We start from the raw sequence: 26,892 nt of genomic DNA, 5'->3' as shown, positions 1-26,892 counted from the left end.
GGCACTTTTCACCTTTCACTTTTCACCTCTTACTTTGTTACTGCCCTTTTCCGTGACAGTTCTTATACTTCTTGCCCGAGCCGCAGGGACACGGATCGTTGCGGCCGACCTTTTTCTCGACGTGCATCGGCATCGGCTTCTGACGCTCCTCCTGTCCGGCGTGCGCCGCGGCCTGCATGCGCGAGGCTTGCAGTTTGTTGACATCGACCTTGGCCCGCTCCTGCTGTTGGCGCTGCACCGCCTCGGCGTTCTGGTCGCGGACGGGGATGTAGGCTTTGTTGAGAACGGCCAGCACGTCGCGGTTGACCTTGATGATCATCTTCGAGAACAGCCCGAACGATTCGAACTTGTAGATCAGCAGCGGGTCTTTCTGTTCGTAGGTGGCGTTCTGCACGCTCTGGCGCAGGTCGTCCATCTCGCGCAGGTGTTCGCGCCAGGCGTCGTCGATGGTGGTGAACATCACCACTTTCGAGAATACCTTGTAGATCTCCGCACCGTCCGTGTCCTTGCATTTTTGCAGGTTTACCGGCACGTTGTAGCCCAGATGACCGTCCGTCAGCGGGAAGTAGATGTTCGAATCCAGCTGGTCTTTCCGGTCCTCGTAGATGCGCTCCATCACCGGCCGCACCGTGTCGGCCACGGCCTTCGCCCGGCGGGCGTACGCCTCCTTGAGCGCCGTGACGATCGCTTCGACCAGCTCCGCCGGTTTGGCGTCCTTGTAGGTCGCCTCGTCGATCCGGGGTTCTACGGCCACCTCGCGGATCAGCTCCATGCGGAAATCTTCGAGGTCGATGCCGCGGTTCTCCTCCACGAAGTTGTCGGCGTAGTCGTACATGATGTTGTTCAGGTCGATTTCGATGCGTTCGCCGTAGAGTGCGTGGCGGCGGCGGGTGTAGATCACCTCGCGCTGCGAGTTCATCACGTCGTCGTATTCCAGCAGGCGCTTGCGGATGCCGAAGTTGTTCTCCTCGACCTTCTTCTGGGCGCGTTCGATGGCGCGGGTCATCATTCCGGCCTGGATCACCTCGCCCTCTTTCAGACCCATGCGGTCCATCATCGTGGCGATGCGGCCCGATCCGAACAGACGCATCAGGTCGTCTTCGAGCGACACGAAGAACTGCGACGATCCGGGGTCGCCCTGACGCCCGGCGCGGCCGCGCAGCTGGCGATCGACGCGGCGGCTTTCGTGCCGCTCCGTGCCGATGATGGCCAGACCTCCGGCCTCCTTCACCTCGGGCGTCAGCTTGATGTCGGTACCGCGGCCCGCCATGTTGGTGGCGATGGTCACCTGCCCCGAGCGTCCGGCCTCGGCCACGACCTGCGCCTCCAATGCGTGTTGCTTGGCGTTCAGCACGTTGTGTTTGATGCCGCGGAGTTTGAGCATGCGGCTCAGCAGCTCCGATATCTCGACCGACGTGGTGCCGACCAGCACCGGACGGCCCTCCTCGACGAGTTTGACGATCTCTTCGATCACGGCGTTGTATTTCTCGCGCTTGGTCTTGTAGATGAGGTCCTGACGGTCGTCGCGGATCACCTTGCGGTTGGTCGGGATCACCACGACGTCCAGTTTGTAGATGCTCCAGAACTCCGAAGCCTCCGTTTCGGCCGTACCGGTCATACCGGCCAGCTTGTGATACATGCGGAAATAGTTTTGCAGCGTGATGGTGGCGAAGGTCTGCGTCGCGGCCTCGACCTTCACGTGCTCCTTGGCCTCGATGGCCTGATGGAGTCCGTCCGAGTAGCGGCGGCCTTCGAGGATGCGGCCCGTCTGCTCATCGACGATCTTCACCTTGTTGTCCATCACCACGTATTCGATGTCCTTTTCGAACATGGCGAAGGCTTTCAGCAGCTGGATCACCGTGTGCACGCGCTCCGACTTGATCGAGTAGTCGTTGATCACCTCGTCGCGCTTCTGCGCCTTCTCCTCGGGCGTCAGCCCGGCCTTTTCCAGTTCGGCGATCTCGGCGCCGATGTCGGGCATCACGAAGAAGCCGTCCTCGTTGAAGTATTTCGACAGCACCTCGTGACCCTTGTCCGTGAGTTCCACCGAGTTGAGTTTCTCGTCGATGACGAAGAACAGGTCGTCGGTGATTTCGGGCATGCGGCGGTTGTTGTCCTGCATGTAGGTGTTCTCGGTCTTCTGCATCAGCGCCTTCACCCCCTGCTCCGAGAGGTATTTGATCAGCGGTTTGTATTTCGGCAGACCCTTGTGGACGCGGTAGAGCTTCACGCCGCCCTCCTCGGTCTTGCCTTCCGTGATGAGCTGGCGCGCCTCGGCCAGCAGGGTCGTCACGAGGTTCTTTTGCAGGTTGTAGAGGTGCTCGATCGCCGGGCGGTACTGCTCGAAGAGCTGGTCGTCGCCCTTGGGCACGGGACCCGAGATGATGAGCGGCGTCCGGGCGTCGTCGATCAGCACCGAGTCAACCTCATCGACGATGGCGAAGTGGTGCTTGCGCTGCACGAGGTCCTTGGGCGACGAGGCCATGTTGTCGCGCAGGTAGTCGAAGCCGTATTCGTTGTTGGTTCCGAAGGTGATGTCGGCCATGTAGGCCGCGCGGCGTTCGTCGGAGTTGGGCTGCGTGTCGTCGATGCAGGCCACCGAAAGGCCGTGGAACTGATACATCGGGCCCATCCATTCGGAGTCACGCTTGGCGAGGTAGTTGTTCACCGTCACCATGTGCACGCCCTTGCGGGCCAGCGCGTTGAGGAATACGGGGAGCGTCGCCACGAGGGTCTTGCCTTCGCCCGTCGCCATCTCGGCGATCTTGCCCTGGTGGAGCACCACGCCGCCGAACAGCTGCACGTCGTAGTGGATCATGTCCCACTTCATGTCGTTGCCTCCGGCGAGCCAGTGGGTGGCGTAGACGGCCTTGTCGCCCTCGATGGTGACGAAATCCTTCGTCGCGGCGAGGTCGCGGTCGAAATCGTTGGCCGTCACCACGACCGTATCGTTCTGGGCGAAGCGGCGCGCCGTGTCCTTCATGATGGCGAACGCCTCGGGAAGAATCTTGTCGAGCACCTCTTCGATCTTTTCGTCGATGCGCTTGGTGGTTTCGTCGATCTCCTTCGAGATTTTCTCCTTCTCTTCGAGCTGCGTTTCGGGTTTTTCGAGCGCGGCTTTCAGTTCGACGATGCGGGCTTCGTCCGCGGCGATGAAGTCGGCGATCTGTTTTTTCAGGGCCTCGCTGCGGGCGCGCAGTTCGTCGTTCGAGAGCGCCTCGATCGAGGGGTAGACGGCCTTGATCTTTTCGAGATAGGGTTCGATCTGTTTGCGGTCCTTGTCGGCTTTCGAACCGAAAAGGGCTTTGATTATGCTTGCAAGAATATCCATAAAGTTGTTGTTGTTTCGGAGTTACGGATTCTAAATCCTACAAAAATAGTAATAATTTTTTGAAATCCATCCGGACGGCGCGCCCGGAGTGGGTTTTCTGCAAATTATTTTGCCGGCAAGGGGTCTTCGGCGATTTCGTCGTCGAGGATGCGGACGAGTTTCGGGCCTCCGCGGTCGTAGTTGAGGTGCGAGGCGTCGAAGAAGTCGTCGGCCGTGAACCGCTTGTCTTTCAGCAGGTCCGCATAGCGCACGTTGGGAAACTCCCGGGCCAGCGACGTTCCGATCTGCCGCGTGAGGGCCACGATCTCCTCCGAGAGGTGTTCGTGATAGGTCGGCCATGTCGGCGGGGTGTAGAGAACCACCCGGACGCCGCGGGCCGCACAGTCGGCGGCGATGCGCCGCAGCACTTCGCGGTTGTGGGCCACGTCTTCGGGGTCGAAATCCGAATGTCCCCGGGCGGCGCCTTCGGCCGTGCGCCGGTCCCAGTCGGGGCGCCGGTTGTCGCGCAGGGCCATGTAGGAGCCGAATTCGTCCTGCGGGGTGTTGCCCTCGGCGCGGATGTCCCCGGGCGAAAGGGCGTGTTTCAGGTAGCGGAACGCCGGCGAAGGGTAGGCGATGATGTAACGCTCCTTGAAAGCGTACCACGGTACCGGCAGGTCGTAATTGATCGTGTAGAAGGGCACACGCCATTGTTCGCCCTCCTTGCGCAGCCGGTGGTGGGTGCTCCAGCACGAGAGCGAAATCACCACGGCGCGCAGCGACGTGAGCCGATCGGCGTATTTTTCCCACAGTTCCAGATCGCGGTCGAGCGGCTGTCCGTGATAGGCGAGGTTGAATCCCCGGAACTTCGAGGCGTGGAAATCGAGCCCGTAGAAGGCGTGCGAGAGCCCCAGCGAGAGCACTTCGATCTCCGGGGCGTGTCGTTCCATGTAGGCGGCCTTGTACCCGAGCTGGTGGGGGATGCTGCGCAGCCCCCATTCCGCGCCGGCGGCCGCGGCGGCCACGGGCAGTACGAACCAGAAGATGCGTCGCAGGAATCGGTTCATGGCAGGATCAGAATTGGAAATAGATGAACGTCTGCTGCTGGGCGTGCATGACGTAGATGCCCAGAATCAGCAGGTAGTAGATGGCGTAGCGCACGCTTCGGCGGCTGATGTGCGCCCGTCCGGTCAGCTGGAGTCCGTGCTGGCGGGTCCGCTGGCTCCATTCGACCGCCAGCAGGATCGCCACCCCGACGGCGGCATGGATGCCGGGCGACTCGTAGCTGCCGCCGAGCGCCACGCGGTCGAGAATCGCCGGTGAGAAGATTCTCCGCACGTAGCGCCAGGCGTCGCCGATGGTTTCGGCGCGGAAGATGATCCATCCCACGGCCGCCAGCGCGAAGGTCGATGCGATTTGCAGGGCCTCCCGTGCCGTCGGCAGGGTGCGTCCCGCAGCGATCTCCCCGGTGTACCGGCGGTTGCGCCCCGAGAGGATCAGCGGCAGGAACAACAGCGCGTGGTAGGCGCCCCAGGCAATGAATGTCCAGTTCGCGCCGTGCCAGAACCCGCTGACGAGGAAGATGACCAGCGTGTTGCGGAACACCATCCATTTCGAACCCCGGCTGCCGCCCAGCGGGATGTAGATGTAGTCGCGGAACCACGTGGTGAGCGAGATGTGCCAGCGGCGCCAGAATTCGGCGATGTCGCGCGAGAAATAGGGGTAGTTGAAATTGCGCATGAGGCTGAACCCGAACAGCCGCGAGATGCCGATGGCGATGTCCGAGTAGCCCGAGAAATCGCCGTAGATCTGGAACGAGAAGGCCACGGCGCCGATGACGAGGGCCCCTCCCGAAAGGTTTTCGTAGTTGTCGAAGATGCCGTTGGCGAGGATGGCGCAGTTGTCCGCCACGACGATCTTCTTGAAGAATCCCCACAACGCCTGCCGCAGTCCGTCCACGGCCTGCGCCGCGTCGAACGTCCGCGGCCTCAGGAACTGCGGCAGCAGGTTCGTGGCCCGTTCGATGGGGCCGGCCACCAGCTGCGGAAAGAAGGAGATGAAGGCGAAGAAAGCGACGATGTCGCGTGTCGGGGCGAGCTTTTCGCGGTAAACGTCGATCGAGTAGCTCAGGGCCTGGAACGTGTAGAACGAGATGCCGACCGGCAGGATGATCCGCAGCAGGAGACTGTCGTAGTCGGCGATGCCGAACAGTTCGGCGAACGCTGCCGCGAAGAAGTCGTAATACTTGAAGACGCCGAGGATCGTGAGGTTCAGCAGGATGTTTCCCGCGTTGACGGCCCGGCTCCATCTTTCCCCCCCCCCTCCGTTTCCGGAAGCGGCCGATAAGCAGTCCGCTGACGTAGCTGCACAGCGACGTGAAGGCGATCAGCAGGAGAAACCGCCAGTCCCACCATCCGTAGAAGAGGTAGCTGGCCCCTACGACGAAGAGGTTCTGCGCCCGCAGGCTGCGGTTGAACACGAACCAGTAGAGCAGGAAGACGACCGGGAGGAACAGCGCGAATTCGAACGAATTGAAAAGCATGGGTCTAAACACGATTTACGGCAGATTGCCGGAGTGGGGGTCTGCCGCCGGGGCGTGACGTTGCACAAAAGTAACCAATTTTCCGGAAAAGCCAAAATGTCAGCCGTTCAGTCGTCCGCAGCGGTTGTCTGCCGCACGATCCGTCGTCCGACGGGGCACTCCGCGCAGCGTTTTCCGGCGCAGTATTCGGTGGCGAGCTGCAACAGGGCCTGCGACTCGAAGGCGTTGCGCGGACGGACACCCGCCGACTGCCATTCGCGCATGTAGCGGTTGTCCTCGGCCGGGAGACGCTCCAGAAGCGTCAGGGCGCTGTCGCGCAGCCGTTCGTTGCCCGTGTAGCTGCCGTAGGCGAATTGCAGCACGGCGACCAGATTGATCCCGATGATGTTGGCCTTGAAGGCGCCGATGCGCTTGGGATGTTCGCCGCCCTCGGCGCCGGGGACGTGGTGCGTGCGCCAGTAGGGCGACGCCTCGATGCAGAACAGCTTCCGGACCTCCTCTTCCGTGCGGCAGGTCATAGCGCGCTCCATCACGAACTCGTCCTGCGTGAAGAACTCCGCCGCCTGCGCCAGCCGCAGCACCGGATGGTTGGCCGGACGCACCTCCGTCAGCGCCCATGCCGAAGCCTCCATCGCTTCGATGCCGTATTTGGCCGCGAGGTATTCGAAACTGCGTTTCAGATCGAGCGTGTAGGCGTCGTTGCGGTAGAGTTCCAACAGCCCCGAGGTGCCGAACAGCATCGCTTCGACGGCGTGCGGGGCCAGCCGCTCGCGCAGCACGGTCTTGTAGGGCACGCGCCGCGCCAGTTCGAGATAAGCCTCCTGGTTGCGGCGGTCGCCCAGCGTGCGGAAGTAGAGCAGGTAGAAGGTCTGGTTCCAGTTGTCGGCGGCTTCGCTGCGGAGCGCCTCGACCATGCGCATCTTGCGGCTCAGACGGTCGAAGATCAGCGCCGTGCAGAGCTCGGTGCGCTGGAGTGCTCCGAGGCCGCCGAGATACCCGCCGCAGGCGTACGCTTCGGCTCCGGCCCGCAGCCGCTCCACCGTATGTGCCGCCGCGTCCGCCATGTTCAGAACATGTTGAGTTCCAACAACGCCTCCTCGGACATCATGCTCTTGTCCCACACGGGGTCGAACGTGAGGATGACGTTCACCGATTTCACCCCCTTGACCTTCCCGACCTGGATGTTCACGTCCTCGACCAACATGTCGGCCATCGGGCAGTTGGGGGCCGTAAGGGTCATGCGGATCGTGGCCACGCCGTCGGGCGTGTAGTCGATTTCGTAGATCAGCCCCAGATCGTAGATGTTGACCGGGATTTCGGGATCGTATATGTTCTTGAGGGTCGCAACGATGTCCTTTTCGACTTGAAGTATCTCTTCAGGCGTCATACCCTAATTTTTAATTCTTAATTTTTCATTTTCAATTGTCCTTGGCTTGGAAAGCCAAGGCGTAGAGCCGCATTTGCTTGATCATCGACACCAGCCCGTTGGCCCGCGTGGGCGAGAGGTTGGCCGAAAGCCCGATGGCGTCGATGAAATAGAGTTCCGTGTCGAGAATCTCCTGCGGCGTGCGGCCGTTCAGTACGCGGATCAATAACGCGATAATGCCCTTGGTTATTATGGCGTCGCTGTCCGCTGCGTAGTAAACCTTCCCGTCTTCGAGCCTTGCATCGACCCAGACCCGCGACTGGCACCCTTCGATGAGGTACTGTCCGGTGCGGTGTTCGGGGGAGATCGGGGGGAGCGTTTCGCTCAGGCCGATCAGGTAGTCGTATTTGTCCAGCCAGTCGTCGAAGACGGAAAATTCCTCGATGATTTCGTCCTGTATCTTGTCCATGATGCGTGTTGATTGAAAGTTCTTACAAATCCACGATCTCCTCCAGCACTTCGCCCTCCGAGGCCGCCGGTTCGCGGATGCCCGCCAGCCGCGCCAGCGTCGGGGCCACGGCGGTCATGTCCACGCGGCGGTTCACCCGCTGCATGCCGGCGCCTTTGCCGTAGAAGACCAGCGGCACTTCGGTGTCGTAGCCGTACATCGAGCCCGACATCGACCAGCAGCGCTCCTGCTCCTCGATCCATCCGGGCATCAGGTTCAGGATCACGTCGCCCGAACGCCGGGGGTAGAAGCTGTTCTGCATCCGCCGGGCGTATCCGCTGCCGAAATAGCTCGTGCGCATGGCCGTGGCGGCCAGCGCGTGGGAGATGCCCCGGAACTGCATGGCGAAGATGGCCACCTCGTTCTGTACCTCGGCGAGGTTCAGCCCCCGTTCGTAGATGAGGTTGTGGTTGAGCCACACGCTCCGGTCGCTGTACTCCACCACCCAGTCGCCCACGCCGTAGCGGACGTTGAGGAATCCGTTGACGATCACCTCGAACTGCCGCGGGTTGAAGCGGTCGGCTTCTTCCGGACCTGCGTCGTAGGAGGGGCTCGTGCCGTGGTCGGAGGTGAGCACCACCATGACGTTGCCGTCCTTGACCTGCGCGAATACGAAGGTCAGGAAATCCGCCAGGTCACGGTCCAGCCGGTAGTACATGTCCTCGACCTCGACCGACTCGGGGCCGTAGGCTTCGCTGATGCGGCGCGGTGCGTCGAGGCAGATGTTCAGCAGGTCGGGCACCTTGTCGTCCCCGAGTTTGTATTGCGCGATGGCCTGCTTGGCCAGCCCCAGCACGGCGGTGTTGCCCGCCGGGGTGTAGAGCAGGCGTTCGAAATCGCCGGTCAGCTTCAGGCGTCCCGAGCCGTTCAGGTCCTGTTCTTTCCGGTTCTTGCCCGCCAGCGCGATGTCGTGGTTGCGCGTGTTGAGGTAGCGGCCGCGTTCGAGCAGCGTGCGCCACTCGGTCGAGATGTACGAGAGGTTGTAACGCTCGCGGTTGCTGCGGTCGATCCACTCGGGAACCGCGGGCGCATAGTAGGGCGAGGTCACCCAGTCGCAGCGCGCCGAGTCGAGCCAGAAGACCTCCCCGGCGCGTCCGGCCATCACCACGGCCGACACGGCTTCGGCGGCTACGGTCACCGAGCGGCTGCCGGGAGCGTGCCGCAGGAGCGTTTCCGAGAGCGTCGGGGCGATCAGGTTGTAGGCTCCGGGACCCTGGCGTCCGGCGGTGAGTCCGACGATCCGGTTGGTGGTGTAGTCCACCCAGCGCGAGCCGATCACGCCGTGGGTCGAGGGCATGGCCCCCGTGGTGAGCGTGGCCAGCGATACGGGCGTGGTGGTTTGCAGGTAGTCGTAGCGGCTGTCGGTGTAGACCGTGCCGCCCTCGGTGAGCCTGCGGAAGCCCCCTTCGCCGAAATTGGCGGCGTAGCGGTCGAGGTCTTCGCCGCGCATCGAGCCGACGACGATCTGGACGATCAGCCGAGGCTGCGCCGCAGCGCTCTGGAGTGCCGCCGCAGCGGCTATGGCATACAGGAAGAGTCTTTTTGTCATCTGCGTAATGGAATTGACCGCAAATTTACGAATTTATTTCGATACATCGGCGGAAACCGGCCGCTTCCGACTGAAAATCGACCTCCGGAAGTGCGGCGATGCGTTTCAGCTGGCGGCGGCAGAAGGCGCGGTGCGCCTCGCCCTGCGGGTTGCGGGGCCGGTGGGCCGCCGCTGCGACGACGGCTTCGACCTCCGGAAGCAGCTTCCGGGCACGGTCGGTGAGGACCGTTCCGGCGAATTTCTCCCAGATGTACGCAACGGCCTGCGGGGCGGGGTGCACGAGGTCGTCGGCATAGAAGCGGTAGTCGCGCAGGTCGTCGGTGACGATCTCGTAGGCGGGGAAATATTCGACGCACCCGAACCTTTGCTTCAGCTCCTCCGCGGCCAGCCGCAGCACGGCCTTGCTCACGGCGTTGCCGGGCAGGGTGTCCCCGACGTGGCGGACCGGGCTGACCGTCAGAATGATCTGCTTTCCGGCGAGCGGTCCTTCGAGCAGTTCCGCGAATGTTTCCGCGATCTCTTCGACCGAAAGCCTCCGTCTGGAAAACTCCGCGGCGGGCCTTCGGTGGCAGTTGGCGACGACCTCGCCGCCGTGCTCGTAGACCCATGCGGTGCCGAAAGTGAGGATCACGCGGTCGGCCGTGCGGAGTGCTTCGGCCCCGGCCTGCCGTGCGGCGTTCATCCGCGCGAGGGCCTCTTCAGCCGTCGGGGCCGAGAGGTCGCCGTGGAACCCGAAATGGTACCACACCTCGCCGTCGAATCCCAGCTCCTCCCGTCCGACGGGCGCGGGATCGGCGTAACTGCGAATCGCCGCGGCGATCGACAGCGGGTTGAAGAGGATGCCCGAGGGGTTCGCCGTGACGCGGAATTTGGCTTCGGCGAGCTTTCCGGCGATGTGTGCGGCGAAGCACGACCCGAGCGTCAGCACGCGGTTTTCGTAGCCGATCTGCACGCCGGAGGGCGATGGTTCGATTTCGGTGCGGAATTTCATACGGCAAAAATAGAAAATTCTTACCTTTGTTCCATGATTCTGAAAGCAAACTGCAAAATAAATCTGGGCCTCGACATCCTGCGCCGCCGCGCGGACGGATTCCACGATCTGGAGACCGTGATGTTCCCCGTTGCGGGCCTTTACGACGAGGTGGAGGCGGTGCGTACCGATACGCCCGGCGTCGCCTTCCGGGCCGAAGGGCTGGCCGTGGACTGCGCCCCGGAGGAGAACATCTGCGTGAAGGCTTTCCGGCTGATGCAGCGGCGTTACGGCGTGGACGGGGTCGCGCTCCGGCTCGACAAGCGCGTGCCGTTCGGCGCGGGGTTGGGCGGCGGTTCGTCGGACGGTACGGCGGTGCTGCTGGCGATCGACGAGCTGTTTGCGCTCGGGCTGTCCGAAGCGGAGCTGATCGCGTGCGCCGCCGAGCTGGGCAGCGACACGGCCTTTTTCGTCCGCAACACCCCGCAGCTGTGTACGGGGCGGGGCGAGGTGATGGAGCCTTATCCGCTGGACCTGAGCGGGATGACGCTCGTGATCGTCAAACCCGACGAGGGGGTCTCGACCCGCGAAGCCTATGCCGGAGTGCGGCCCCGGGTGCCGGAAATCCCGCTGGCGGAGCGTCTGCGGCGTCCCGTCGCGGAGTGGCAGGGCTCGGTGACCAACGATTTCGAGCGGCATATCCTCGCCGCACGTCCGGCCATCCGTGCGGCCAAGGAGCGTCTGCTGGAGGCCGGGGCCGTGTACGCCTCGATGTCGGGCAGCGGCTCGGCGGTCTTCGGACTCTTCGCCGGGCACGGAAAAGGCGAGCGGCTGAAAGCCCTCTCGCCTTTCGTTTTCGAATTGTGAATCCCGCTTATTTGCAGCCGCCGACGGGCATTTTGGCGATGCGCGCCTCGTGGCGTCCGCCTTCGAACCCGGCGGCGAAGTAGGCGTCGAGCATCTTGACGGCCTCGTCGTTGGTGATGAAGCGCGCCGGGAAGACGATGACATTGGCATCGTTGTGGCGGCGGATCAGCGAGGCGACCTCGGGGTCCCAGCAAAGACCTGCACGGATGCCCTGGTGCTTGTTGAGCGTCATGGTCATCCCTTCGCCCGAGCCGCAGAGCGCGACGCCGCGTTCCACTTCGCCCTTCTCGATGGCCTCGGCCAGCGGGTGTGCGAAATCCGGGTAATCGACGCTTTCGGGCGAGTGCGGACCGAAGTCGAGCACGTCGTAGCCCATAGCGTCGAGATAACCTACCAGAAATTCTTTCATTTCGTAGCCGGCGTGGTCGCTGGCGATACCTATTTTTTTCATCCTATATCGGTTTGTTTGTGTTCTGTCGTACAAATATAGTGGAAGTCGAGCGCAATGCCGCATTGCCGAGACGCATCCTATATTCTGCAAATATATATAAATTTGGCGTTACACGGCATTTCCGGTTCCGGATTTATGCTATTTTTGCACCGTGAAAATCCTGTTCGCCATACTGGGCTGCATCGCTCTCGCGCTGGGCATCGTCGGCATCTTCCTGCCGCTGCTGCCCACCACGCCGTTTCTGTTGCTGGCGGCGGCCCTTTGGGTCCGTTCGTCGCCGCGGCTCTATGCGTGGCTCCTGTCGCACCGCTGTTTCGGCGAATACATCCGCAACTTCCGCGAAAACCGCGCCATACCCCTGCGTGCCAAAATCTTTTCCATCGTCCTGATGTGGGCGGCGATGCTTTACTGCATCTTCGGAATACTGGACGGGCGGCGGTGGGCGCAGCTGGCTCTGCTGGCCGTGGCCGTCGGCGTCACGTGGCACATCCTCTCGTTCGCAACGCTCCGCAAGTGATTTCCCGGCTTAAAAGCCGGTTTTAGGAGGACGGAGGCGGGACGGTTCGTTTCCGGTCCGGGTCTGCGCAATCCCCCGGTTTATTTATCAGGTATTCCTTCGGAAACCTTTTCCTCGCTCGAAATCAGCTTCGTCAGGCGGTATTTCACCTCGTAGTCGCCCTTCGCGTCGTCGTATTCGGCGACGGGCTGTATCCGGATGCGGGCCTCGAAGCCCGGTTCGAAATCAAAGCCCTCGATCTCCCACGGGAACGGCTCCCACTGCGGGTCGGTGTAGCGCATGTCCTTGAACCAATAGGCCGCCATCCGGTCGTCGGCGCGCCGGGAGGCGATGGTGACCTCGAACTCCGGACTGAATCGCAGCGGATCGACATCCGACTGCATCGGCGTGCGCGAGATCGGCTTTTCCATCGTGTAGCGGTATCCGGGGCCGTCGGCCGGGGGATCGGGGATGGGGTCGATGCGGACGAGCATCTCGGTCTGATACCCTTTTTCGAACGTGAAGCCCTCGATGTGTGCCGTGGATATTTCCCACCCGGCGTTCGGGCCTTTCTTGACGATGTAGGCGGGGACGTGGCCGAAGCGCATGAAGATGCCGGCGACGCCCTTTTCGGAAGCCACGGTCCAGGTTTCGACGCGCGATTCGTCGTCGTCGCAACTGCCGAGCGCGAGCGGCAACAGGAGCAGCAGGAAGCGAAGTTTTTTCATAGGAGCAGAGGTTTCCCGTAAAACGGAGCCGATGCCCCGATACTGCACGGACTATGCAAAAAAAACGGACCGAAGTCCGTTTTTTGTCATGCCAGATAGCGTTCCGCGACGCTTATCAGAAATCCGACCAGCACGGCGTTGAGCAGCGTCGGCACCGGGCGGCTCTCCTTGCCCGAACCCACGATCGCCGCGGGGATGGCGACCATCAGCGCGACACCCATGCCGTCGGCCCACCAGGGCAGATAGGGCAGGTCGCTGTAAAACGTGATGACGGCGGCGAACAGATAGACGCAGAACGCCGCGAAGCAGTGGCGGAACGAGGCTTTCTGGGCGATCATCGGGATCGCCACCAGCGCCCCGGCGGCGGCGCCCACGACCAACGAAAGGGTGAAACGGTCCATCGTCCCGAAGAGTTATTTCGCCGCGCGTTTGCGGTCGTTTTCGTTCAGCAGGATCTTCCGCAGACGCATGGCGTGGGGCGTGACCTCGACGTATTCGTCGCCCTGGATGTATTCGAGGGCCTCCTCCAGCGTGAAGACCTTCGGCGGGGCGATCGAGGTCTTTTCGTCGGAACCCGAAGCACGCATGTTGGTGAGCTGCTTGGACTTGGTGACGTTGACCGTGATGTCGTTCTGGCGCGTGTGCTCGCCGATGACCTGCCCTTCGTAGACCTGATCCATCGGGTTGATGAAGAAGCGGCCGCGGTCCTGCAATTTGTCGATCGAATAGGCGTAGGCCGTGCCGGTCTCGCCCGAGATGATCGAACCGTTGGTGCGCATCTCGATCTCGCCGACCCACGGTTCGAATCCTTTCAGACGGTGGGTCATGATGGCTTCGCCGGCCGTGGCGGTCAGCATGTTCGAGCGCAGGCCGATGATGCCGCGCGAGGGGATGTCGAATTCCAGGCGCGTGCGTTCGCCGTCCGAGGACATGTTGGTCAGCGTGCCTTTGCGGCGCGTGGCGAGGTCGATCACCGTGCCCGAATACTCCTCGGGGCAATCGACGGTCATCTCCTCGATCGGCTCGCATTTCTTGCCGCCGATCTCCTTGACGATGACGTGGGGCTGGCCCACCTGCAATTCGTAGCCTTCGCGGCGCATGGTCTCGATCAGCACCGAGAGGTGCAGCACGCCGCGGCCGAAGACGTTGAACGAGTCGGCCGAGGGGCCCGGGGTCACGCGCAGGGCGAGATTCTTCTCCAGTTCGCGGTCGAGGCGCTCCTTGATGTGGCGCGAGGTGACGTATTTGCCGTCCTTGCCGAAGAAGGGCGAGTTGTTGATCGTGAAGAGCATCGACATCGTGGGTTCGTCGATGGCAATGGGGGGCAGCGGTTCGGGATTCTCGTAGTCGCAGACCGTGTCGCCGATCTCGAATCCCTCGATGCCCATGATGGCGCAGATCTCCCCGCAGGGGACCTCCTCGACCTTCTTCTTGCCGAGGCCCTCGAAGACCATCAGCTCCTTGATGCGGGTTTTCTGCATCGTCACGCCGTCGCGCTTGGCGAGGGTGACCATCTGGCCCGATTTGAGCGATCCGCGCGTGACCTTGCCCACGGCGATACGCCCCGTGTAGGAGGAGTATTCGAGCGAGGTGACGAGCATCTGCGGCGTGCCCTCGACGATGGCCGGTTCGGGAATCTCGTCGATGATGGCGTCCAGCAGCGGCACGATCGAGTCGGTCGGTTCGTTCCACTTGTGCGACATCCAGCCCTGCTTGGCCGAGCCGTAGATGGTCTTGTAGTCGAGCTGCTCCTCGGTGGCGTCGAGCGAGAACATCAGGTCGAAGACCTGTTCGTTGACCACCTCGGGGCGGCAGTTGGGCTTGTCCACCTTGTTGATCACGACGATGGGCTTCTTGCCCAGCGCGAGGGCCTTTTGCAGCACGAAGCGCGTCTGGGGCATCGTGCCCTCGAAGGCATCGACCAGCAGCAGCACGCCGTCGCACATGTTCAGCACGCGCTCGACCTCGCCGCCGAAGTCGGCGTGGCCCGGGGTGTCGATGATGTTGATCTTATAGTCCTTGTAGATGACCGAAACGTTCTTCGAGAGGATCGTGATGCCGCGTTCGCGTTCCAGGTCGTTGTTGTCCAGTATGAGTTCGCCGGCCGGCTTGGCGTTGTCCCGCAGGATGTGTCCTGCCAGAATCATCTTGTCCACGAGTGTGGTTTTGCCGTGATCGACGTGGGCAATAATCGCAATATTGCGCAGTTTTTGCATAGAAATTTATTTTGTGGTGCAAAGGTAACAAATTCTCGGGAAATTATACTAATTTTGCTCGATTCCTAAAAAAGTTAAATAATGGAACCTCTCTTCAACGTCCGCTCCCGGAGCGGGATTTACATCGGCCCCGTGAAAGACATTCTTTCGGGGGTGCTTCCCGAAGGGCGTGTGGTGGTGGTCTCGGACGCCACGATCGACCGTCTGTACCACCCGCTGCTCGAAAAATACGACACCGTATTGATCGGCCTGGGCGAGAGCGTCAAGACCTTGCAGACCGTCGAGACGATCTACCGCCGCTTCATCGAGCTGGGTGTGGACCGTTCGACCTTCGTGCTGGCCGTCGGGGGCGGGATCGTCACCGACGTGGCGGGGTTCGCTGCCTCGACCTACATGCGCGGACTGAAGTTCGGGTTCGTCTCGACGACGCTGCTGGGGCAGGTCGATGCTTCGGTCGGCGGCAAGAACGGCGTGAACGTCGATGGGTACAAGAACATGGCCGGGACCTTCACCCAGCCGCAGTTCGTGATCTGCGACCCCGGGCTGCTGCGGACACTTCCGGACCGGGAGTTCCGCGCGGGGCTGGCCGAGGTGGTCAAGGCCGCGATCATCGCCGACGCCGATCTGTTCGGACGCATCGAAAACACGACTTTCGAGGCGCTGCGCACCGATACGGACCTGCTGACCGACGCTGTTTCGGCGGCGATACGGGTCAAGGCCGACATCGTCGAACGGGACGAGCATGAGTCGGGAGACCGCCGTAAGCTCAACCTCGGGCATACGCTGGCCCACGCCATCGAGAAGTGCTCCAACCGCATGAACCACGGCGAGGCCGTGGCCGTCGGCACGGCGCTGATCGCCGGAGCCGCGGTGAAGCTGGGGGTGCTGAGCGAAGCCGACCGCGACCGGATCGTGCATGTGCTCATGCAGCTGGGCTTCGACCTGACGCCTCCGGTGGATGTGAAACGTCTGCTGAAGGAGGTCGGCAAGGACAAGAAGAACGAGGAGGGCATTTTGCGCATCGTCCTGCCGGTCGGGATCGGCGACTGCGAGGTGCGGCCGATGAAGATAGATGACTTCGCGGCGCTGTACGTCTGAATCCGCGTCCGGAGCTGTTCGTCCGAATTCATTCAACGAAAAAATCCGGTCGATTCGACCGGATTTTTTCGTTCTATTCCTGATAGCGTTTGCGGAGGCTTTCCGCATAGGCTTCCCAGTCCGTGATGGGCTTTCTGGCCACGCACGAATCCACCGCGGCGCGGGCTACGGCCGGGGCGACGGTGCACAGCAGGCGCGGATCGAGCGGCTTGGGGATCAGGTAATCGCGTCCAAATTCGAGTTTTTCGACTCCGTAGGCCCGTGCGACCTGGGCAGGAACCGGTTCGCGGGTCAACTCGGCCAGCGCATGCGCGGCGGCGAGCTTCATCGCCTCGTTGATCTTCGTGGCCCGCACGTCGAGGGCTCCGCGGAAGATGTAGGGGAATCCCAGCACGTTGTTGACCTGGTTCGGGTAGTCCGAACGCCCCGTGGCGAAGATGATGTCGGGGCGTGAGGCCATCGCCTTGTCGTAGGCGATTTCGGGATCGGGGTTGGCCAGGGCCATCACGATCGGGTTTTCGGCCATCGTGCGCAGCATCTCGGGCGTCAGCGTGTCGGCCTTCGAAACGCCCAGGAAGATGTCGGCGCCCTGCACCGCTTCGGCCAGCGTCGAGATGCGCCGCGTGGTGGCGAGTTCGCGCTTCATGGGGTTGATGTCCTCGCGGTAGACCGTGACGACGCCCTGGCTGTCGCAGAGCACCACGTTCTCCTTGCGGATGCCGAGTCCGATGAACAGCCGTGCGCAGGCGATGGCAGCGGCTCCCGCGCCGTTGACCACCACGCGCATCCGGTCGAGCTGCTTGCCCGCGATCTTCGCGCCGTTGAGCAGCGCCGCCGAAGAGATGATCGCCGTACCGTGCTGATCGTCGTGCATCAGCGGAATGTCGAGTTCGTCGCGCAGCCGCCGTTCGATTTCGAAGCACTCCGGGGCCTTGATGTCCTCGAGGTTGATGCCTCCGAAGGTGGGGGCGATGGCCTTCACCGTGCGGATGAACTCCTCGGGGTCGGTCGTATCGACTTCGATGTCGAAGGCGTCGATTCCGGCGTAGGTCTTGAAGAGCATGCTCTTGCCCTCCATGACGGGTTTGGCGGCCAGCGGACCGATGTTGCCCAGTCCGAGCACGGCCGTGCCGTTCGAGATCACGGCCACGAGGTTGCCCTTGCCGGTGTACTTGTATACGTCGTCCGGGTTGTCGGCGATGGCCAGCGAGGGCGCCGCCACTCCGGGCGAATAGGCCAGCGACAGGTCGTACTGCGTGTGGTAGGGTTTTGTCGGGACGATCCCGATCTTACCGGGACGGCCCTCGCTGTGGTAGCGCAGCGCCGCTTCGTCGAGTTGCGTTTTTGTGCTCATCTCTCTCATTTTCCGTTAGTAACCTAATAACACCAACGACAAATATAGCACAAAAATCGCTCCGATCTTAACTTTTTTTAGGATTTTCTGAAATTATTTTAGAAATAAAATCGCAGATCGCCTCCGAACTGGACGCGGAAGATGCCTGCCGGATTCAGTTCGAAGCCGTCGCCCACGTCCGGCGAGCCGACGATCAGCCATTGTCCGCTGATGCCGGCCTTGTCGCCTCGATGCCGGCCGAGAGGCGCAATCGGGGGCGTCTGGGATTCATAAAGGGTTGGTAGATGGGTATGGGACGGCTTCGCGGTCAGAAGAGCGAAGCCTCTCCGTCGCGCGGATGGGTGAATCCGAGGTGCTCGTAGGCCAGCGGCGTCGCTTCGCGGCCGCGGGGCGTGCGTTTGAGGAAACCCTCCTTGATCAGGAACGGTTCGTAGACCTCCTCGATCGTCCCGGCCTCTTCGCCCACGGCCGTGGCCACGGTGTTGAGACCCACGGGGCCGCCGTTGAATTTCTCGATGATGGCTCCCAGTATCTTGTTGTCCATCTGGTCCAGACCCCGCGAGTCGATGTTCAGCGCCGCGAGGGCGATGCGCGTGATTTCGAGGTCGATATGCCCCTCGCCCTTGACCATGGCGAAGTCCCGGACGCGCCGCAGCAGGGCGTTGGCGATACGCGGCGTGCCGCGCGAACGCAGGGCCACTTCGTGCGCCGCGTCGTCGTCGATCGAAACGTCGAGGATGCGGGCCGAACGCTTCACGATTCCGGCCAGCACCGGGGCGTCGTAGTATTCCAGGTGGCAGGTGATGCCGAAGCGCGCCCTCAAGGGCGAGGTCAGCAGGCCGCTGCGCGTCGTGGCGCCGATCAGCGTGAAGGGTGCCAGTTCGATCTGGATCGAACGCGCCGAAGGGCCTTTGTCCAGCACGATGTCGATCTTGTAGTCCTCCATCGCCGAGTAGAGGTACTCCTCGACGATCGGGCTGAGGCGGTGTATCTCGTCGATGAAGAGCACGTCGCCCGGGTTGAGGTTCGTCAGCAGGCCCGCCAGGTCGCCCGGCTTGTCCAGCACGGGACCCGACGTTAGCCGCAGCTGCGCCCCCATCTCGTTGGCGATGATGTTCGCAAGGGTGGTCTTGCCCAGTCCCGGGGGGCCGTGCAGCAACACGTGGTCGAGCGAGTCGCCGCGCATGAGCGCCGCCTTGATGAAGATGCGGAGATTTTCGACGATCTTGTCCTGGCCGGAGAAGTTTTCGAGCTCCTGCGGGCGGATCTTGTTTTCGAATTCGAGATCGCTTTCGGTGTTGCGTACGATAGACATAATGCAAAGATAGCGATTTTTCGGCGAATGTACAAACCGAACGTCCGGAAGCGAACGCTCCCGGACGCAGGTTCGGACACTCCGCCCGTCAGCTCAGCCGGATGGTCTTTCTCAGCCGGATGTCCTCGCTCGAAGCGCCGATGCGGATTTCGAATTCGCCCGGCTCGACGGTCCGGTTCATGTTGCTGTCGAGCAGTTCCAGATGCGAGGGCGTGATCTCGAAGCTGACGCTCTTCGTCTCGCCCGGTTCGAGCGTCACGCGCTCGAAGCCCCGCAGGACCGATTCGTAGGTCACCACGCTCGAAAAACGGTCGCTGACGTAGAGTTGCACGACCTCGTCGCCGCGGCGGTCGCCCGTGTTGGTCACGTCGCAGGTTACGCGGAACGAACCCTGCGTGTGCGACGGTTCGGGGGTGATCCGGAGGTTCCCGTAGGCGAACGTCGTGTAGCTCAGCCCGTAGCCGAAGGGATAGATCGACCCCAGCACGCGGGTCACGCCGCCGCCGTTGGGGCCCTTGCGGGGCTGTGCGCCGTGGGAACCCTTCTTGTAGGGGAAATTCAGTTCGATCTGTCCGGTGCTCCGCGGGAAGGTGATCGTGAGTTTGCCGCCCGGGTTGTAGTCGCCGAAGAGGGTTTCGGCGATGGCCGTGCCGCCCTGCACGCTCGGGAACCAGCTTTCGAGGATGGCCGGGACGTTTTGCGCCGCCCAGTTGACGGTCAGCGGCTGGCCGTTGACGAGCACCAGCACCACGGGGACGCCTGTGGCGTGGAGCGCTTCAAGCAGTTGCTGCTGGCGTCCGGGGAGTTCGAGCGAGGTGCGCGAATGGCTCTCGCCCACGCGTTTGTCGTCTTCGCCCAGCACGGCGACGATCACGTCGCAGCCCGCGGCCTGCTTCACCGCTTCGTCGATGCCGGCCCGTTCGGCGGCCGTGAGGGGTCCCGGGGCAAGCTCCGAATCGGGAAATCCGGCGTCCACGACATCGCAGCCCTTGGCGTAGCGCACCTCGGCGGCGTCGCCCAGGTAGTTGCGGATGCCGTCGAGGACGGTCACCGTCGGAAGGTCGTTGGGGCCGTAGCGGCTGATCATGAAGTTGTCTTCGTCGGCCAGCGGTCCGGCGACCAGCACGCGGGCGGTCTTTTTCTTGTCGAGGGGCAGGATTTTGTCCTCGTTTTTCAGCAGCACGAGCGACTGGCGCTGGATGTCGAGCACGAAATCCGCGTGTTTGTCGGCACCGGCTTGGGCGACGGCCTCTTCGGGGTCGTTATAGGGATCGTCGAAGAGCCCGAGACGGAATTTGACCCGCAGGACCTCGCGCACGCGCTGGTCCACGACCTCCATCGAGAGGCGTCCCTCTTCGACGAGTTTCCGCACCGGGAGGATGAACCGCGCCGGGGGCGAGAAGTTCGTGCGCACGTTCAGACCCGCTTCGAGCACCTGACGCACGGCCTCCTCGTAGGTTTCCGCCACGGCGTGCTTGGTGTGGACGTATTCCACGGCCTCGCTGTCGCTGACCACGTAGCCGTCGAAGCCGTATTCGTGGCGCAGCAGGTCGGTGAGGAAATAGCGGCTGGCGGTCACCGGAACGCCGTCCCAGTCGTTGTAGCTGCTCATGACGCCCATCGGCCGGGCTTCGCGGATCACGCGGCGGAACGGATAGAGGTACATCTGGTGGAGTTCGCGCGGGGCGATGTGGGGATCGGTGCGGCAGTTGCCGTCGCGGCCGCCCTTCGGGACGCTGTAAGCCGCATAGTGTTTGAGCGTCGAGGCGACGCCCTGCGACTGGATGCCGCGGACCATCTCGACGCCCAGTTCGGCGATCAGGAACGGGTCTTCGCCGTAGCACTCCACGACGCGGCCCCAGCGGGGATCGCGCGCCACGTCGAGGATCGGGGCGTAGACGTTCCGGTAACCCAGGACCCGGGCTTCGAGTCCGGCGATCTCGCCCGCACGGCGCACCAGCGCCCGGTTCCAGGTCGATCCGATGGCGATGGGCGCCGGGAGCGGCGTGGCGCGGCTGTGGTTCAGTCCGTGGATGCCCTCGTTGGTGAACTCCGCGGGGATGCCCAGCCGGGTCTGCTCGACGAACCAGCGCTGGATCGTGTTCTTCGCCTCGACGTGGCCCGTGTAGTCGGAGACCAGATGCGGCGTCGTGCGCAGGCTCTTGCCCACGCCGTTGAGCATCTCGTCGATGTTGGCGATGCCGTCCTTCCAGACCTCGTTCTTCCACTCCGCGGTGGGCAGCGAGTCGCGCAGCACGCGGCCGTAGCCGTAGAGCGTGGCCAGCTGGCAGCTCTTCTCTTCGAGGGTCATGCGGCCGAGCAGGTCCTCGACCCGTTCGTCGAGGCTGCGCGAGGGGTCCTCGTAGGGGTCCATGCGGCCGTTCTTGTTGAAGTCGATCCAGCCTTTGCGGTAGATCGTCTCGGGTGTCGTCTTCCGTGCCTCGGCGGTCGTCGCGGAGACGGCGGCTGCGAACAGCAGGATTGCAACAGCGGTTTTCTTCATCGTTTCGGTTTTTCGGTTTTAGTTTCAAAGATACGTTTCCGAAGTCAAAATTACAAGCGATCGGCCGCCGGGATTGAACCGATCGTACATTTTTCCGCGACGATCGTCCGAAAAACACGCTCCGGGGCATAAAAAAAGCCCGGTCCGCAACGCTGCGGACCGGGACAGGCTCTGCCTCCGGGAGTGGCTACTTCTCCTGCGGCAGATCGAGTTTGATCTCCTTGTCGCCGTTCTCGCGGGTCGGCAGAAGCAGGTTGATGCCCTTCTTGCCTTCCAGTTCGGCGGCGATGTCCGTGAGGTCGAACGACACGTAGAATCCGCTGTCGTATCCGCCTGCGTCGTCTCCGGCGTCGTGACGCACCACGACATCGAGGTACCCCTCGGCGCTCTCCTTGAATTCAGTCGTTCCCGACTTGTCCACGGCCAGCGTGAACGTGTGCTTGCTGTTGTCGCGGACGGCGTAGAGCGCGTAGAAGGTCAGCCACTCTTTCGAGAGGTTGAACAGCTCCTTGCTGTCCTTGAAGCCCGTCTTGGCCGTGCCCAGCGCTTCGAGCTCCTCGGCCGTGTTCACGACCTGGGCCTTGCCGGTGAAGATCTCGTCAACGGCGTAAAGCGCGATGTTGTAGTCGTAGTCGGGCACGCTTTCCTTCAGCAGGTTGAACCAGATGATCGCCCGCTGACGCTCCTTGCCCTTGTAGTCGGGGACGCGGGTTTTGTCGCTCGGGTAGAGCTTTTCGCCGTTGTCGCGCTGGAAATAGTAGTCCGCGCTGGCTTCGCCCTCTTCGCCTCCGATGGTGCGGACGGTCGTGATGAGCGGCGTGTATCTCGGATAATCGCCGTCGGTGTCGTCGTTGCAGGAAGTAAACGCGAAGACGGCCATAGCCGCGATAAGGAATAAACCGATTTTTTTCATAATGTCCGTATTTTATGTTACCTTTCGCTCTTAAAACGTCCGGCAGGGCGGAATACTGCACGCGGAAGAAAAAAATTTGATCCCGTGCAGTCTTTCGGCTTTTGCTGCATTTATATGTGTGAACTGGTAATGCCGATGGAGGAACAGATACTGGCCGAAGGGTGCAGAAAGGGGGACGATACAGCCCGCAGGGAGCTGTACGACCGCTATGCAGGCCGTTTGCTGGCGATCTGCATGCGCTACTCCGGAGACCGGGCCACAGCCGAAGACCTGCTTCACGACGCATTCCTGAAGATATACGGCGCCTTCGACCGGTTCACATACCGCGGACCCGGATCGCTCAGGGCCTGGATCGAGCGTATCACCGTGAACGTGGCGCTCGAATGGATACGCAGCCGCAACCGGCTGGGAAGCGTCGCCCTCGACGAGGGCAAGGCCGCGGCGGAGGTCGCCGAGCCCGATGCATCGGAGATGGCGAGGGTCCCGCGCGAGGTGCTGATGCGGTTCGTGAGCGAGCTGCCCGAAGGCTACCGGACGGTGTTCAACCTCTACTGCATCGAGGAGTATTCCCACCGGGAGATCGCCCGGATGCTGGGGATCAACGAGAAAAGCTCCTCTTCGCAGTTGTTCCGGGCCCGGACCATGCTGGCCCGCAAGCTCAGGGACTATTTGGATACGCATTAGAAAGAGTTTATGAAACGGAATAAAGATTGGACCGATGTCATGCGGAACGCGCTCCGCGACGCCGAACTTCCGCCCCCGGCGGGAGGATGGGAGCGTCTGGAACGCGAATTGGGCGGTGCGGCCCCGGGGCCCGGAGCTTCGGAGACGGCTGCGCCCCGCGGTTCCGTATGGCGGATCTATTGGCCGCGGATTGCTGCCGCTGCCGCTGTCGTTCTGCTCGGGGTCGTTGCAGGTGATTATATGCTCCGGCCGGACAAGGCGTTGGAAAATGATGGGAATGTTATCGCATCGGCAGTGGGAGAGGAGGCAACCGCGGTAACCATGCCGCAGCCCCGCGAGGCGGAATCCGTGCAGGAGACCCTCGCCCGGGTTGCAGGGCTCGCCGACGGGCGGACCGCGGCTCCTGCCGTGCAGCGGCCGGAACTGCTCGCTGCGGCGGTGAAGCCTGCGGCGAAAACGATGGCGGCGGAAACGATCGCGGAAACGACGACGGCGGAAACGGAACGGGCGGTGGCAGCCGAACCGGAGGCCGTGACTGCGGCGGATGCCGTTGCGGACGGAGTTTCCGCGCAGCGGACGGCGGCGGAGAGTTCGCAGCCGGCGGCGGAACCGGCGGCGAATACGGCCGGAGAGCGTCCCGCCACCCGCTCGAAGACCGGGGTGTCGGCCCGGACGGCGTACTATGACGAACCGCTCACGGCCTATAAGCCTCCGCGCCGGAAAACCTCGCTGTCGGCCTTTGCGGCCGGCGGCGTGTCGGGAGCCTCCGGCGGGAACGGCGCCGCACCGTGGATGTACTCTTCGGTGACGAACGACGTGTCGTCGATCGTCGGGAACGGCGACAACCTGTCGCTCATGGTTCGCAACGATTACAATGAAAATTCGTTCCGTCACCACCAGCCGCTGAGCTTCGGACTCACCGTGCGGAAAGAGTTCGCCCACGGGCTCTCGCTCGAAAGCGGCGTGAACTACACGCTGCTGCGCTCGGATGTGACGGTCAAGTACTCGTCGGAGGATGTGAGCCAGAAGCTCCATTTCATCGGCATTCCCCTGCGTATGAACTGGCAGTTCCTGGAGCGCGGAAGGTTCTCTTTATATATAGGTGCGGGCGGCATGGCCGAGAAATGCGTTTCGGCCAAATTCGGCTCGGATTCCGTGGACGAACCGGGCGTGCAGTGGTCGGCCCTGGCGGCGGTCGGTGCGCAGTACCGGCTGGGCGGCCTGGTGGGGCTCTATTTCGAACCCGAAGGATCGTATTATTTTACGGAGACCCGGTTGAAGACGGCCCGGACGGATTCTCCCCTCACGCTGACCCTGAGACTGGGCGTACGCCTCTCATTCTAAAACAAATTTCGCAAATCGCACATTTATTGCAGGAGGAAGTTCGCACGGGGGTGCGGGCCTCCTTTTGGCGTTTGGGCCGAATGCGCCACCGTTATGACTAAAAGTGTTATTTTTTATTGTCCGATTGAAATTTGTTATTATTTTTGTTGGATAAAAGAACGGGAACCGATCTCGTGCGAGAAGAAAAAAAGCACAAGTACGGATTTTCGCACTTGTGCCTGGTAGTCCCGACGGGAATCGAACCCATATCGTAAGAACCGGAATCTTATATTCTATCCATTGAACTACGGGACCGGGAGTGCAAAGATGCAAAAAAAAATTAATTATACGAAAAAAAATGCGGGAAAAGCAGAATAATTGGCAAAGAATCGAGGCTGTGATCAAATGGGCCAACATGTCAACGAACTATTTCGCGCGGCATATCGGTCTTGCGCGAGGGGAAAATCTTTACCAGATCAAACGGGGCAACAACGGCATTTCGCTCGATGTGGCCGACAGGATCGTTGCTAAATTTCCTCAGGTGGACAAGCTGTGGCTGCTGACGGGCGAGGGGCAGATGTTCGCCGACGCGCGGACGCGCGGCCCCCAGATCCCTTTTTACGACGTGGATGTCGAACACGGGCTGAAACATCTCGAACACCTGGAGCCCGAAAGCAATCTGATTCTCTCCCCGGTGGGGGCGTGCGACCTGGCGATGTGCTATACGGGCCGCGCGATGGGGGCGCTCGTACCGCCCGGGACGGTGGTGCTGCTGAAGGCCGTGGACCGCGATGCGATTATTCCGGGGGGAGAATATGCGATTGTCTCCCGAAAAATTGTAACTTTGCGGATAGTTCGGGCTGCCGACGAGGAGGACAAAGTCCGCCTGGTGGCCGGAGACCGTGAGAATTACGACGACATTCTGTTGAACGTCAGCGATATAGTCGCGGTCTACAAGGTAAAGGGAAAATTGATCATAAACAGTTGAAGCATATGTTTTCAGGCATCGTGGAGCGCATGGCGGAGGTCGTGGCGATCCGGACGGACCGTCAGAACAAGGATTTTACCCTGCGTGCGGATTTCTGCAAGGAGTTGAAAATCGACCAGAGTATAGCACATAACGGCGTATGTTTGACAGTTGTGGACATCACGGAGGACACCTACACCGTGACGGCCATGAAGGAGACGCTCGACAGGAGCAATCTCGGGCTGCTGCGCGAGGGCGACTTGGTCAACCTCGAACGCTCGATGAAGCCCGACGCCCTGCTGGACGGCCACATCGTGCAGGGGCATGTCGATCAGACGGCCGTCTGCACGGCCAAGGAGGACGCCGACGGCAGCTGGTATTTCACCTTCGAGTACGAGCCGCAGGGCGGGGGGCTGTGCACGGTCGAGAAGGGCTCGGTGACGGTGAACGGCGTGAGCCTCACGGTCTGCGACTCGAAAGAGTCGTCGTTCCGCGTGGCGATCATTCCCTACACCTTCGAGCATACGAATTTCTGCCGGATCGGCGTGGGGTCGGTGGTGAATCTCGAATTCGACATCGTGGGCAAGTACATCGCCCGGCTGATGAAAAACTACGTGAAGTAAACCCGAAAATTATGGTGCACATCAAAACGAAGGAGGGGGCGTCGCTGTGGATAGCCCTGCTCGCCGCGGTCATCGTGGCCGCGGGCATGACGTTGCTGGACGTTGTGTGGTGGATCACGCTCTGCACGTCGGTCGGCGTGTTCGTCGTGATGGCGCTCGCGGCGCTGTTCATCATCCGCAAGTACGTGGCTTACAAGCTCAAGCCGATCTATTCGATCGTACTTTCGCGCGATGTGCACACCAACGAGATTTTTTCGGAACTCAAGGACAAGCGGGTCGAGAACATCGGCGAGGAGCTCACGGCCTGGGCCGACACCAACGACCGGGAGATCGCCCGGCTGAAAGAGGCCGAGTGCTTCCGCAAACAGTATCTGGGCAATGTGGCCCACGAGCTGAAAACCCCGATATTCAATATCCAGGGCTACATTTCGACCCTGCTGGACGGCGGGTTGGAGGACGAGTTGATCAACCGCAAGTATCTCGAACGCGCCGAAAAGAGCATCGACCGCCTGATAAACATCGTCAACGACCTCGACACCATCTCGAAGCTGGAGAGCAGCATGAACAAGCTCGATCTGGAGAAGTTCGACGTAGTGGCGCTGGCCAAGGAGATCGCCGAGCAGGCCGAGATGGAGGCCGACCGGAAGGGGATCAAGATCACGGTCAAGGGGGCCGAGAACCTGCCTTCGCCTTTCTGGGTGCTGGCCGACAAGCATTATATCGGTCAGGTTTTCGTCAACCTCATCATCAACTCGGTGCGCTACGGCAAGGAGGGCGGCATGACGCGCGTCCATTTCCGAGACATGCTCGACAAGATTCTGGTGGAGGTCGAGGACAACGGTTCGGGTATCGGCAAGGAGGACCTGCCGCGTGTTTTCGAACGCTTCTACCGCACGGACAAGGGCCGTTCGCGGGAGCAGGGCGGCACGGGGCTCGGACTGGCCATCGTCAAGCACATCGTCGAGGCGCACGGCGAGCGGATCACGGTGCGCAGCGAACCCGGAGTGGGCAGCACCTTCTCCTTCACGCTGAAGAAGGTGAATTTGCAGGAGATGAAGTAAGGTTAAAGGTGAAGGGTGAAAGGCTTGGGCCGAAACCCCGATCGAAAG

The 26,892-nt window shown here is 61.9% G+C and carries 23 protein-coding genes, 1 tRNA gene and 1 pseudogene; 8 read left to right on the top strand and 17 right to left on the bottom strand.

Going from position 1 to position 26,892, the window contains the following annotated elements; genetic code table 11:
- Positions 1–37: 37 nt before the first annotated feature.
- From secA to WMO46_RS07030, 8 genes and pseudogenes are all read right to left on the bottom strand, one after another.
- Positions 38–3,331, bottom strand: coding sequence for a preprotein translocase subunit SecA (gene secA / locus WMO46_RS07065; RefSeq protein ID WP_349094069.1), 3,294 nt, complete (start codon positions 3,329–3,331; stop codon positions 38–40).
- Between the two features lie 104 nt (positions 3,332–3,435).
- On the bottom strand, positions 3,436–4,377 hold the full coding sequence (locus WMO46_RS07060) for a hypothetical protein (protein WP_019149733.1): 942 nt from the start codon (positions 4,375–4,377) through the stop codon (positions 3,436–3,438).
- 7 nt (positions 4,378–4,384) lie between these two features.
- Positions 4,385–5,852: pseudogene (locus WMO46_RS07055) on the bottom strand (MBOAT family O-acyltransferase).
- A 107-nt stretch (positions 5,853–5,959) separates the two neighbouring features.
- Positions 5,960–6,916, bottom strand: coding sequence for a DUF2851 family protein (locus tag WMO46_RS07050; RefSeq protein ID WP_349094068.1), 957 nt, complete (start codon positions 6,914–6,916; stop codon positions 5,960–5,962).
- A gap of 2 nt (positions 6,917–6,918) precedes the next feature.
- Entirely contained in the window at positions 6,919–7,239 is a 321-nt protein-coding gene (locus WMO46_RS07045) for an iron-sulfur cluster assembly protein (protein WP_129650483.1), read from the bottom strand.
- Positions 7,240–7,270: 31 nt separating this feature from the next.
- Complete coding sequence (locus WMO46_RS07040) at positions 7,271–7,687, bottom strand: SufE family protein (RefSeq protein ID WP_129650482.1); 417 nt, start codon at positions 7,685–7,687, stop codon at positions 7,271–7,273.
- 22 nt (positions 7,688–7,709) lie between these two features.
- Positions 7,710–9,275, bottom strand: coding sequence for an alkaline phosphatase family protein (locus tag WMO46_RS07035; RefSeq protein ID WP_129650481.1), 1,566 nt, complete (start codon positions 9,273–9,275; stop codon positions 7,710–7,712).
- A 25-nt stretch (positions 9,276–9,300) separates the two neighbouring features.
- Positions 9,301–10,266: a GSCFA domain-containing protein gene (locus WMO46_RS07030; RefSeq protein WP_349094067.1), complete on the bottom strand. Its 966-nt coding sequence runs from the start codon at positions 10,264–10,266 to the stop codon at positions 9,301–9,303.
- Between the two features lie 33 nt (positions 10,267–10,299).
- Between WMO46_RS07030 and ispE the strand changes: the two genes are divergently transcribed.
- Positions 10,300–11,112: a 4-(cytidine 5'-diphospho)-2-C-methyl-D-erythritol kinase gene (ispE, locus tag WMO46_RS07025; protein ID WP_278966488.1), complete on the top strand. Its 813-nt coding sequence runs from the start codon at positions 10,300–10,302 to the stop codon at positions 11,110–11,112.
- Positions 11,113–11,119: 7 nt separating this feature from the next.
- Here ispE and rpiB read toward each other — a convergent pair whose 3' ends face one another.
- A complete protein-coding gene (gene rpiB, locus WMO46_RS07020; protein WP_019149741.1) occupies positions 11,120–11,563 on the bottom strand; it encodes a ribose 5-phosphate isomerase B in 444 nt (147 codons plus the stop codon).
- Positions 11,564–11,714: 151 nt separating this feature from the next.
- Between rpiB and WMO46_RS07015 the strand changes: the two genes are divergently transcribed.
- Positions 11,715–12,080 (top strand): YbaN family protein, encoded by a 366-nt coding sequence (locus WMO46_RS07015; RefSeq protein ID WP_195496702.1) that lies wholly within the window; start codon positions 11,715–11,717, stop codon positions 12,078–12,080.
- Between the two features lie 80 nt (positions 12,081–12,160).
- Here WMO46_RS07015 and WMO46_RS07010 read toward each other — a convergent pair whose 3' ends face one another.
- The 3 genes from WMO46_RS07010 to typA all read right to left on the bottom strand — a co-directional run bounded on the left by WMO46_RS07010 (position 12,161) and on the right by typA (position 15,003).
- Complete coding sequence (locus WMO46_RS07010) at positions 12,161–12,787, bottom strand: DUF4377 domain-containing protein (protein WP_349094066.1); 627 nt, start codon at positions 12,785–12,787, stop codon at positions 12,161–12,163.
- 86 nt (positions 12,788–12,873) lie between these two features.
- On the bottom strand, positions 12,874–13,188 hold the full coding sequence (locus tag WMO46_RS07005; RefSeq protein ID WP_276716267.1) for a hypothetical protein: 315 nt from the start codon (positions 13,186–13,188) through the stop codon (positions 12,874–12,876).
- A 12-nt stretch (positions 13,189–13,200) separates the two neighbouring features.
- A complete protein-coding gene (typA, locus tag WMO46_RS07000; RefSeq protein WP_019149745.1) occupies positions 13,201–15,003 on the bottom strand; it encodes a translational GTPase TypA in 1,803 nt (600 codons plus the stop codon).
- Positions 15,004–15,084: 81 nt separating this feature from the next.
- Here typA and aroB point away from each other — a divergent pair, with 81 nt between their 5' ends.
- On the top strand, positions 15,085–16,101 hold the full coding sequence (aroB, locus tag WMO46_RS06995) for a 3-dehydroquinate synthase (RefSeq protein WP_019149746.1): 1,017 nt from the start codon (positions 15,085–15,087) through the stop codon (positions 16,099–16,101).
- A gap of 73 nt (positions 16,102–16,174) precedes the next feature.
- Here the strand turns inward: aroB and WMO46_RS06990 are convergent, their stop codons facing one another.
- From WMO46_RS06990 to WMO46_RS06975, 4 genes are all read right to left on the bottom strand, one after another.
- Entirely contained in the window at positions 16,175–17,455 is a 1,281-nt protein-coding gene (locus WMO46_RS06990; protein ID WP_026076325.1) for a malic enzyme-like NAD(P)-binding protein, read from the bottom strand.
- Positions 17,456–17,762: 307 nt separating this feature from the next.
- Positions 17,763–18,770, bottom strand: coding sequence for a Holliday junction branch migration DNA helicase RuvB (gene ruvB, locus WMO46_RS06985; protein WP_129650477.1), 1,008 nt, complete (start codon positions 18,768–18,770; stop codon positions 17,763–17,765).
- An 88-nt stretch (positions 18,771–18,858) separates the two neighbouring features.
- A complete protein-coding gene (locus WMO46_RS06980) occupies positions 18,859–21,273 on the bottom strand; it encodes a glycoside hydrolase family 3 N-terminal domain-containing protein (protein ID WP_349094065.1) in 2,415 nt (804 codons plus the stop codon).
- A gap of 187 nt (positions 21,274–21,460) precedes the next feature.
- The gene (locus WMO46_RS06975; RefSeq protein WP_019149750.1) at positions 21,461–22,186 is read right to left on the bottom strand and encodes a NigD1/NigD2 family lipoprotein; all 726 of its coding nucleotides are present in this window, start codon (positions 22,184–22,186) and stop codon (positions 21,461–21,463) included.
- Between the two features lie 135 nt (positions 22,187–22,321).
- On the opposite strand from WMO46_RS06975, the gene WMO46_RS06970 reads away from it, so the two are divergent.
- Both WMO46_RS06970 and WMO46_RS06965 read left to right on the top strand, forming a co-directional pair.
- Positions 22,322–22,870: an RNA polymerase sigma factor gene (locus WMO46_RS06970; protein WP_026076326.1), complete on the top strand. Its 549-nt coding sequence runs from the start codon at positions 22,322–22,324 to the stop codon at positions 22,868–22,870.
- A 9-nt stretch (positions 22,871–22,879) separates the two neighbouring features.
- Complete coding sequence (locus tag WMO46_RS06965) at positions 22,880–24,214, top strand: porin family protein (protein ID WP_349094064.1); 1,335 nt, start codon at positions 22,880–22,882, stop codon at positions 24,212–24,214.
- Between the two features lie 219 nt (positions 24,215–24,433).
- Here WMO46_RS06965 and WMO46_RS06960 read toward each other — a convergent pair.
- A tRNA-Arg gene (locus WMO46_RS06960) sits at positions 24,434–24,508 on the bottom strand.
- Between the two features lie 43 nt (positions 24,509–24,551).
- Between WMO46_RS06960 and WMO46_RS06955 the strand changes: the two genes are divergently transcribed.
- From WMO46_RS06955 to WMO46_RS06945, 3 genes are read left to right on the top strand one after another with little or no spacing between them, the layout of a single operon-like run.
- On the top strand, positions 24,552–25,181 hold the full coding sequence (locus tag WMO46_RS06955; RefSeq protein ID WP_019149753.1) for a transcriptional regulator: 630 nt from the start codon (positions 24,552–24,554) through the stop codon (positions 25,179–25,181).
- Positions 25,182–25,186: 5 nt separating this feature from the next.
- Positions 25,187–25,783: a riboflavin synthase gene (locus tag WMO46_RS06950; RefSeq protein WP_302588617.1), complete on the top strand. Its 597-nt coding sequence runs from the start codon at positions 25,187–25,189 to the stop codon at positions 25,781–25,783.
- Between the two features lie 11 nt (positions 25,784–25,794).
- Entirely contained in the window at positions 25,795–26,844 is a 1,050-nt protein-coding gene (locus WMO46_RS06945) for a sensor histidine kinase (protein WP_349094063.1), read from the top strand.
- Positions 26,845–26,892 lie beyond the last annotated feature (48 nt).

Source organism: Alistipes intestinihominis (assembly GCF_040095975.1).
Taxonomy (GTDB): domain Bacteria; phylum Bacteroidota; class Bacteroidia; order Bacteroidales; family Rikenellaceae; genus Alistipes; species Alistipes senegalensis.
Note: the sequence above shows the minus strand (reverse complement) of the source record. Positions and strands in the feature narration are given on the sequence as shown.

Coding starts and splice junctions, on each gene's coding strand:
- WMO46_RS06965 (WP_349094064.1), top strand. CDS start 22,880: ATGAAACGGAATAAAGATTGGACCGATGTCATGCGGAACGCGCTCCGC.
- ruvB (WP_129650477.1), bottom strand. CDS start 18,770: ATGTCTATCGTACGCAACACCGAAAGCGATCTCGAATTCGAAAACAAG.
- WMO46_RS06955 (WP_019149753.1), top strand. CDS start 24,552: ATGCGGGAAAAGCAGAATAATTGGCAAAGAATCGAGGCTGTGATCAAA.
- WMO46_RS07060 (WP_019149733.1), bottom strand. CDS start 4,377: ATGAACCGATTCCTGCGACGCATCTTCTGGTTCGTACTGCCCGTGGCC.
- WMO46_RS07040 (WP_129650482.1), bottom strand. CDS start 7,687: ATGGACAAGATACAGGACGAAATCATCGAGGAATTTTCCGTCTTCGAC.
- WMO46_RS06990 (WP_026076325.1), bottom strand. CDS start 17,455: ATGAGCACAAAAACGCAACTCGACGAAGCGGCGCTGCGCTACCACAGC.
- rpiB (WP_019149741.1), bottom strand. CDS start 11,563: ATGAAAAAAATAGGTATCGCCAGCGACCACGCCGGCTACGAAATGAAA.
- WMO46_RS07045 (WP_129650483.1), bottom strand. CDS start 7,239: ATGACGCCTGAAGAGATACTTCAAGTCGAAAAGGACATCGTTGCGACC.
- WMO46_RS06950 (WP_302588617.1), top strand. CDS start 25,187: ATGTTTTCAGGCATCGTGGAGCGCATGGCGGAGGTCGTGGCGATCCGG.
- WMO46_RS06980 (WP_349094065.1), bottom strand. CDS start 21,273: ATGAAGAAAACCGCTGTTGCAATCCTGCTGTTCGCAGCCGCCGTCTCC.
- WMO46_RS06945 (WP_349094063.1), top strand. CDS start 25,795: ATGGTGCACATCAAAACGAAGGAGGGGGCGTCGCTGTGGATAGCCCTG.
- WMO46_RS06970 (WP_026076326.1), top strand. CDS start 22,322: ATGGAGGAACAGATACTGGCCGAAGGGTGCAGAAAGGGGGACGATACA.
- WMO46_RS06975 (WP_019149750.1), bottom strand. CDS start 22,186: ATGAAAAAAATCGGTTTATTCCTTATCGCGGCTATGGCCGTCTTCGCG.
- secA (WP_349094069.1), bottom strand. CDS start 3,331: ATGGATATTCTTGCAAGCATAATCAAAGCCCTTTTCGGTTCGAAAGCC.
- ispE (WP_278966488.1), top strand. CDS start 10,300: ATGATTCTGAAAGCAAACTGCAAAATAAATCTGGGCCTCGACATCCTG.
- WMO46_RS07005 (WP_276716267.1), bottom strand. CDS start 13,188: ATGGACCGTTTCACCCTTTCGTTGGTCGTGGGCGCCGCCGCCGGGGCG.
- WMO46_RS07035 (WP_129650481.1), bottom strand. CDS start 9,275: ATGACAAAAAGACTCTTCCTGTATGCCATAGCCGCTGCGGCGGCACTC.
- WMO46_RS07050 (WP_349094068.1), bottom strand. CDS start 6,916: ATGGCGGACGCGGCGGCACATACGGTGGAGCGGCTGCGGGCCGGAGCC.
- WMO46_RS07010 (WP_349094066.1), bottom strand. CDS start 12,787: ATGAAAAAACTTCGCTTCCTGCTGCTCCTGTTGCCGCTCGCGCTCGGC.
- WMO46_RS07030 (WP_349094067.1), bottom strand. CDS start 10,266: ATGAAATTCCGCACCGAAATCGAACCATCGCCCTCCGGCGTGCAGATC.
- typA (WP_019149745.1), bottom strand. CDS start 15,003: ATGCAAAAACTGCGCAATATTGCGATTATTGCCCACGTCGATCACGGC.
- aroB (WP_019149746.1), top strand. CDS start 15,085: ATGGAACCTCTCTTCAACGTCCGCTCCCGGAGCGGGATTTACATCGGC.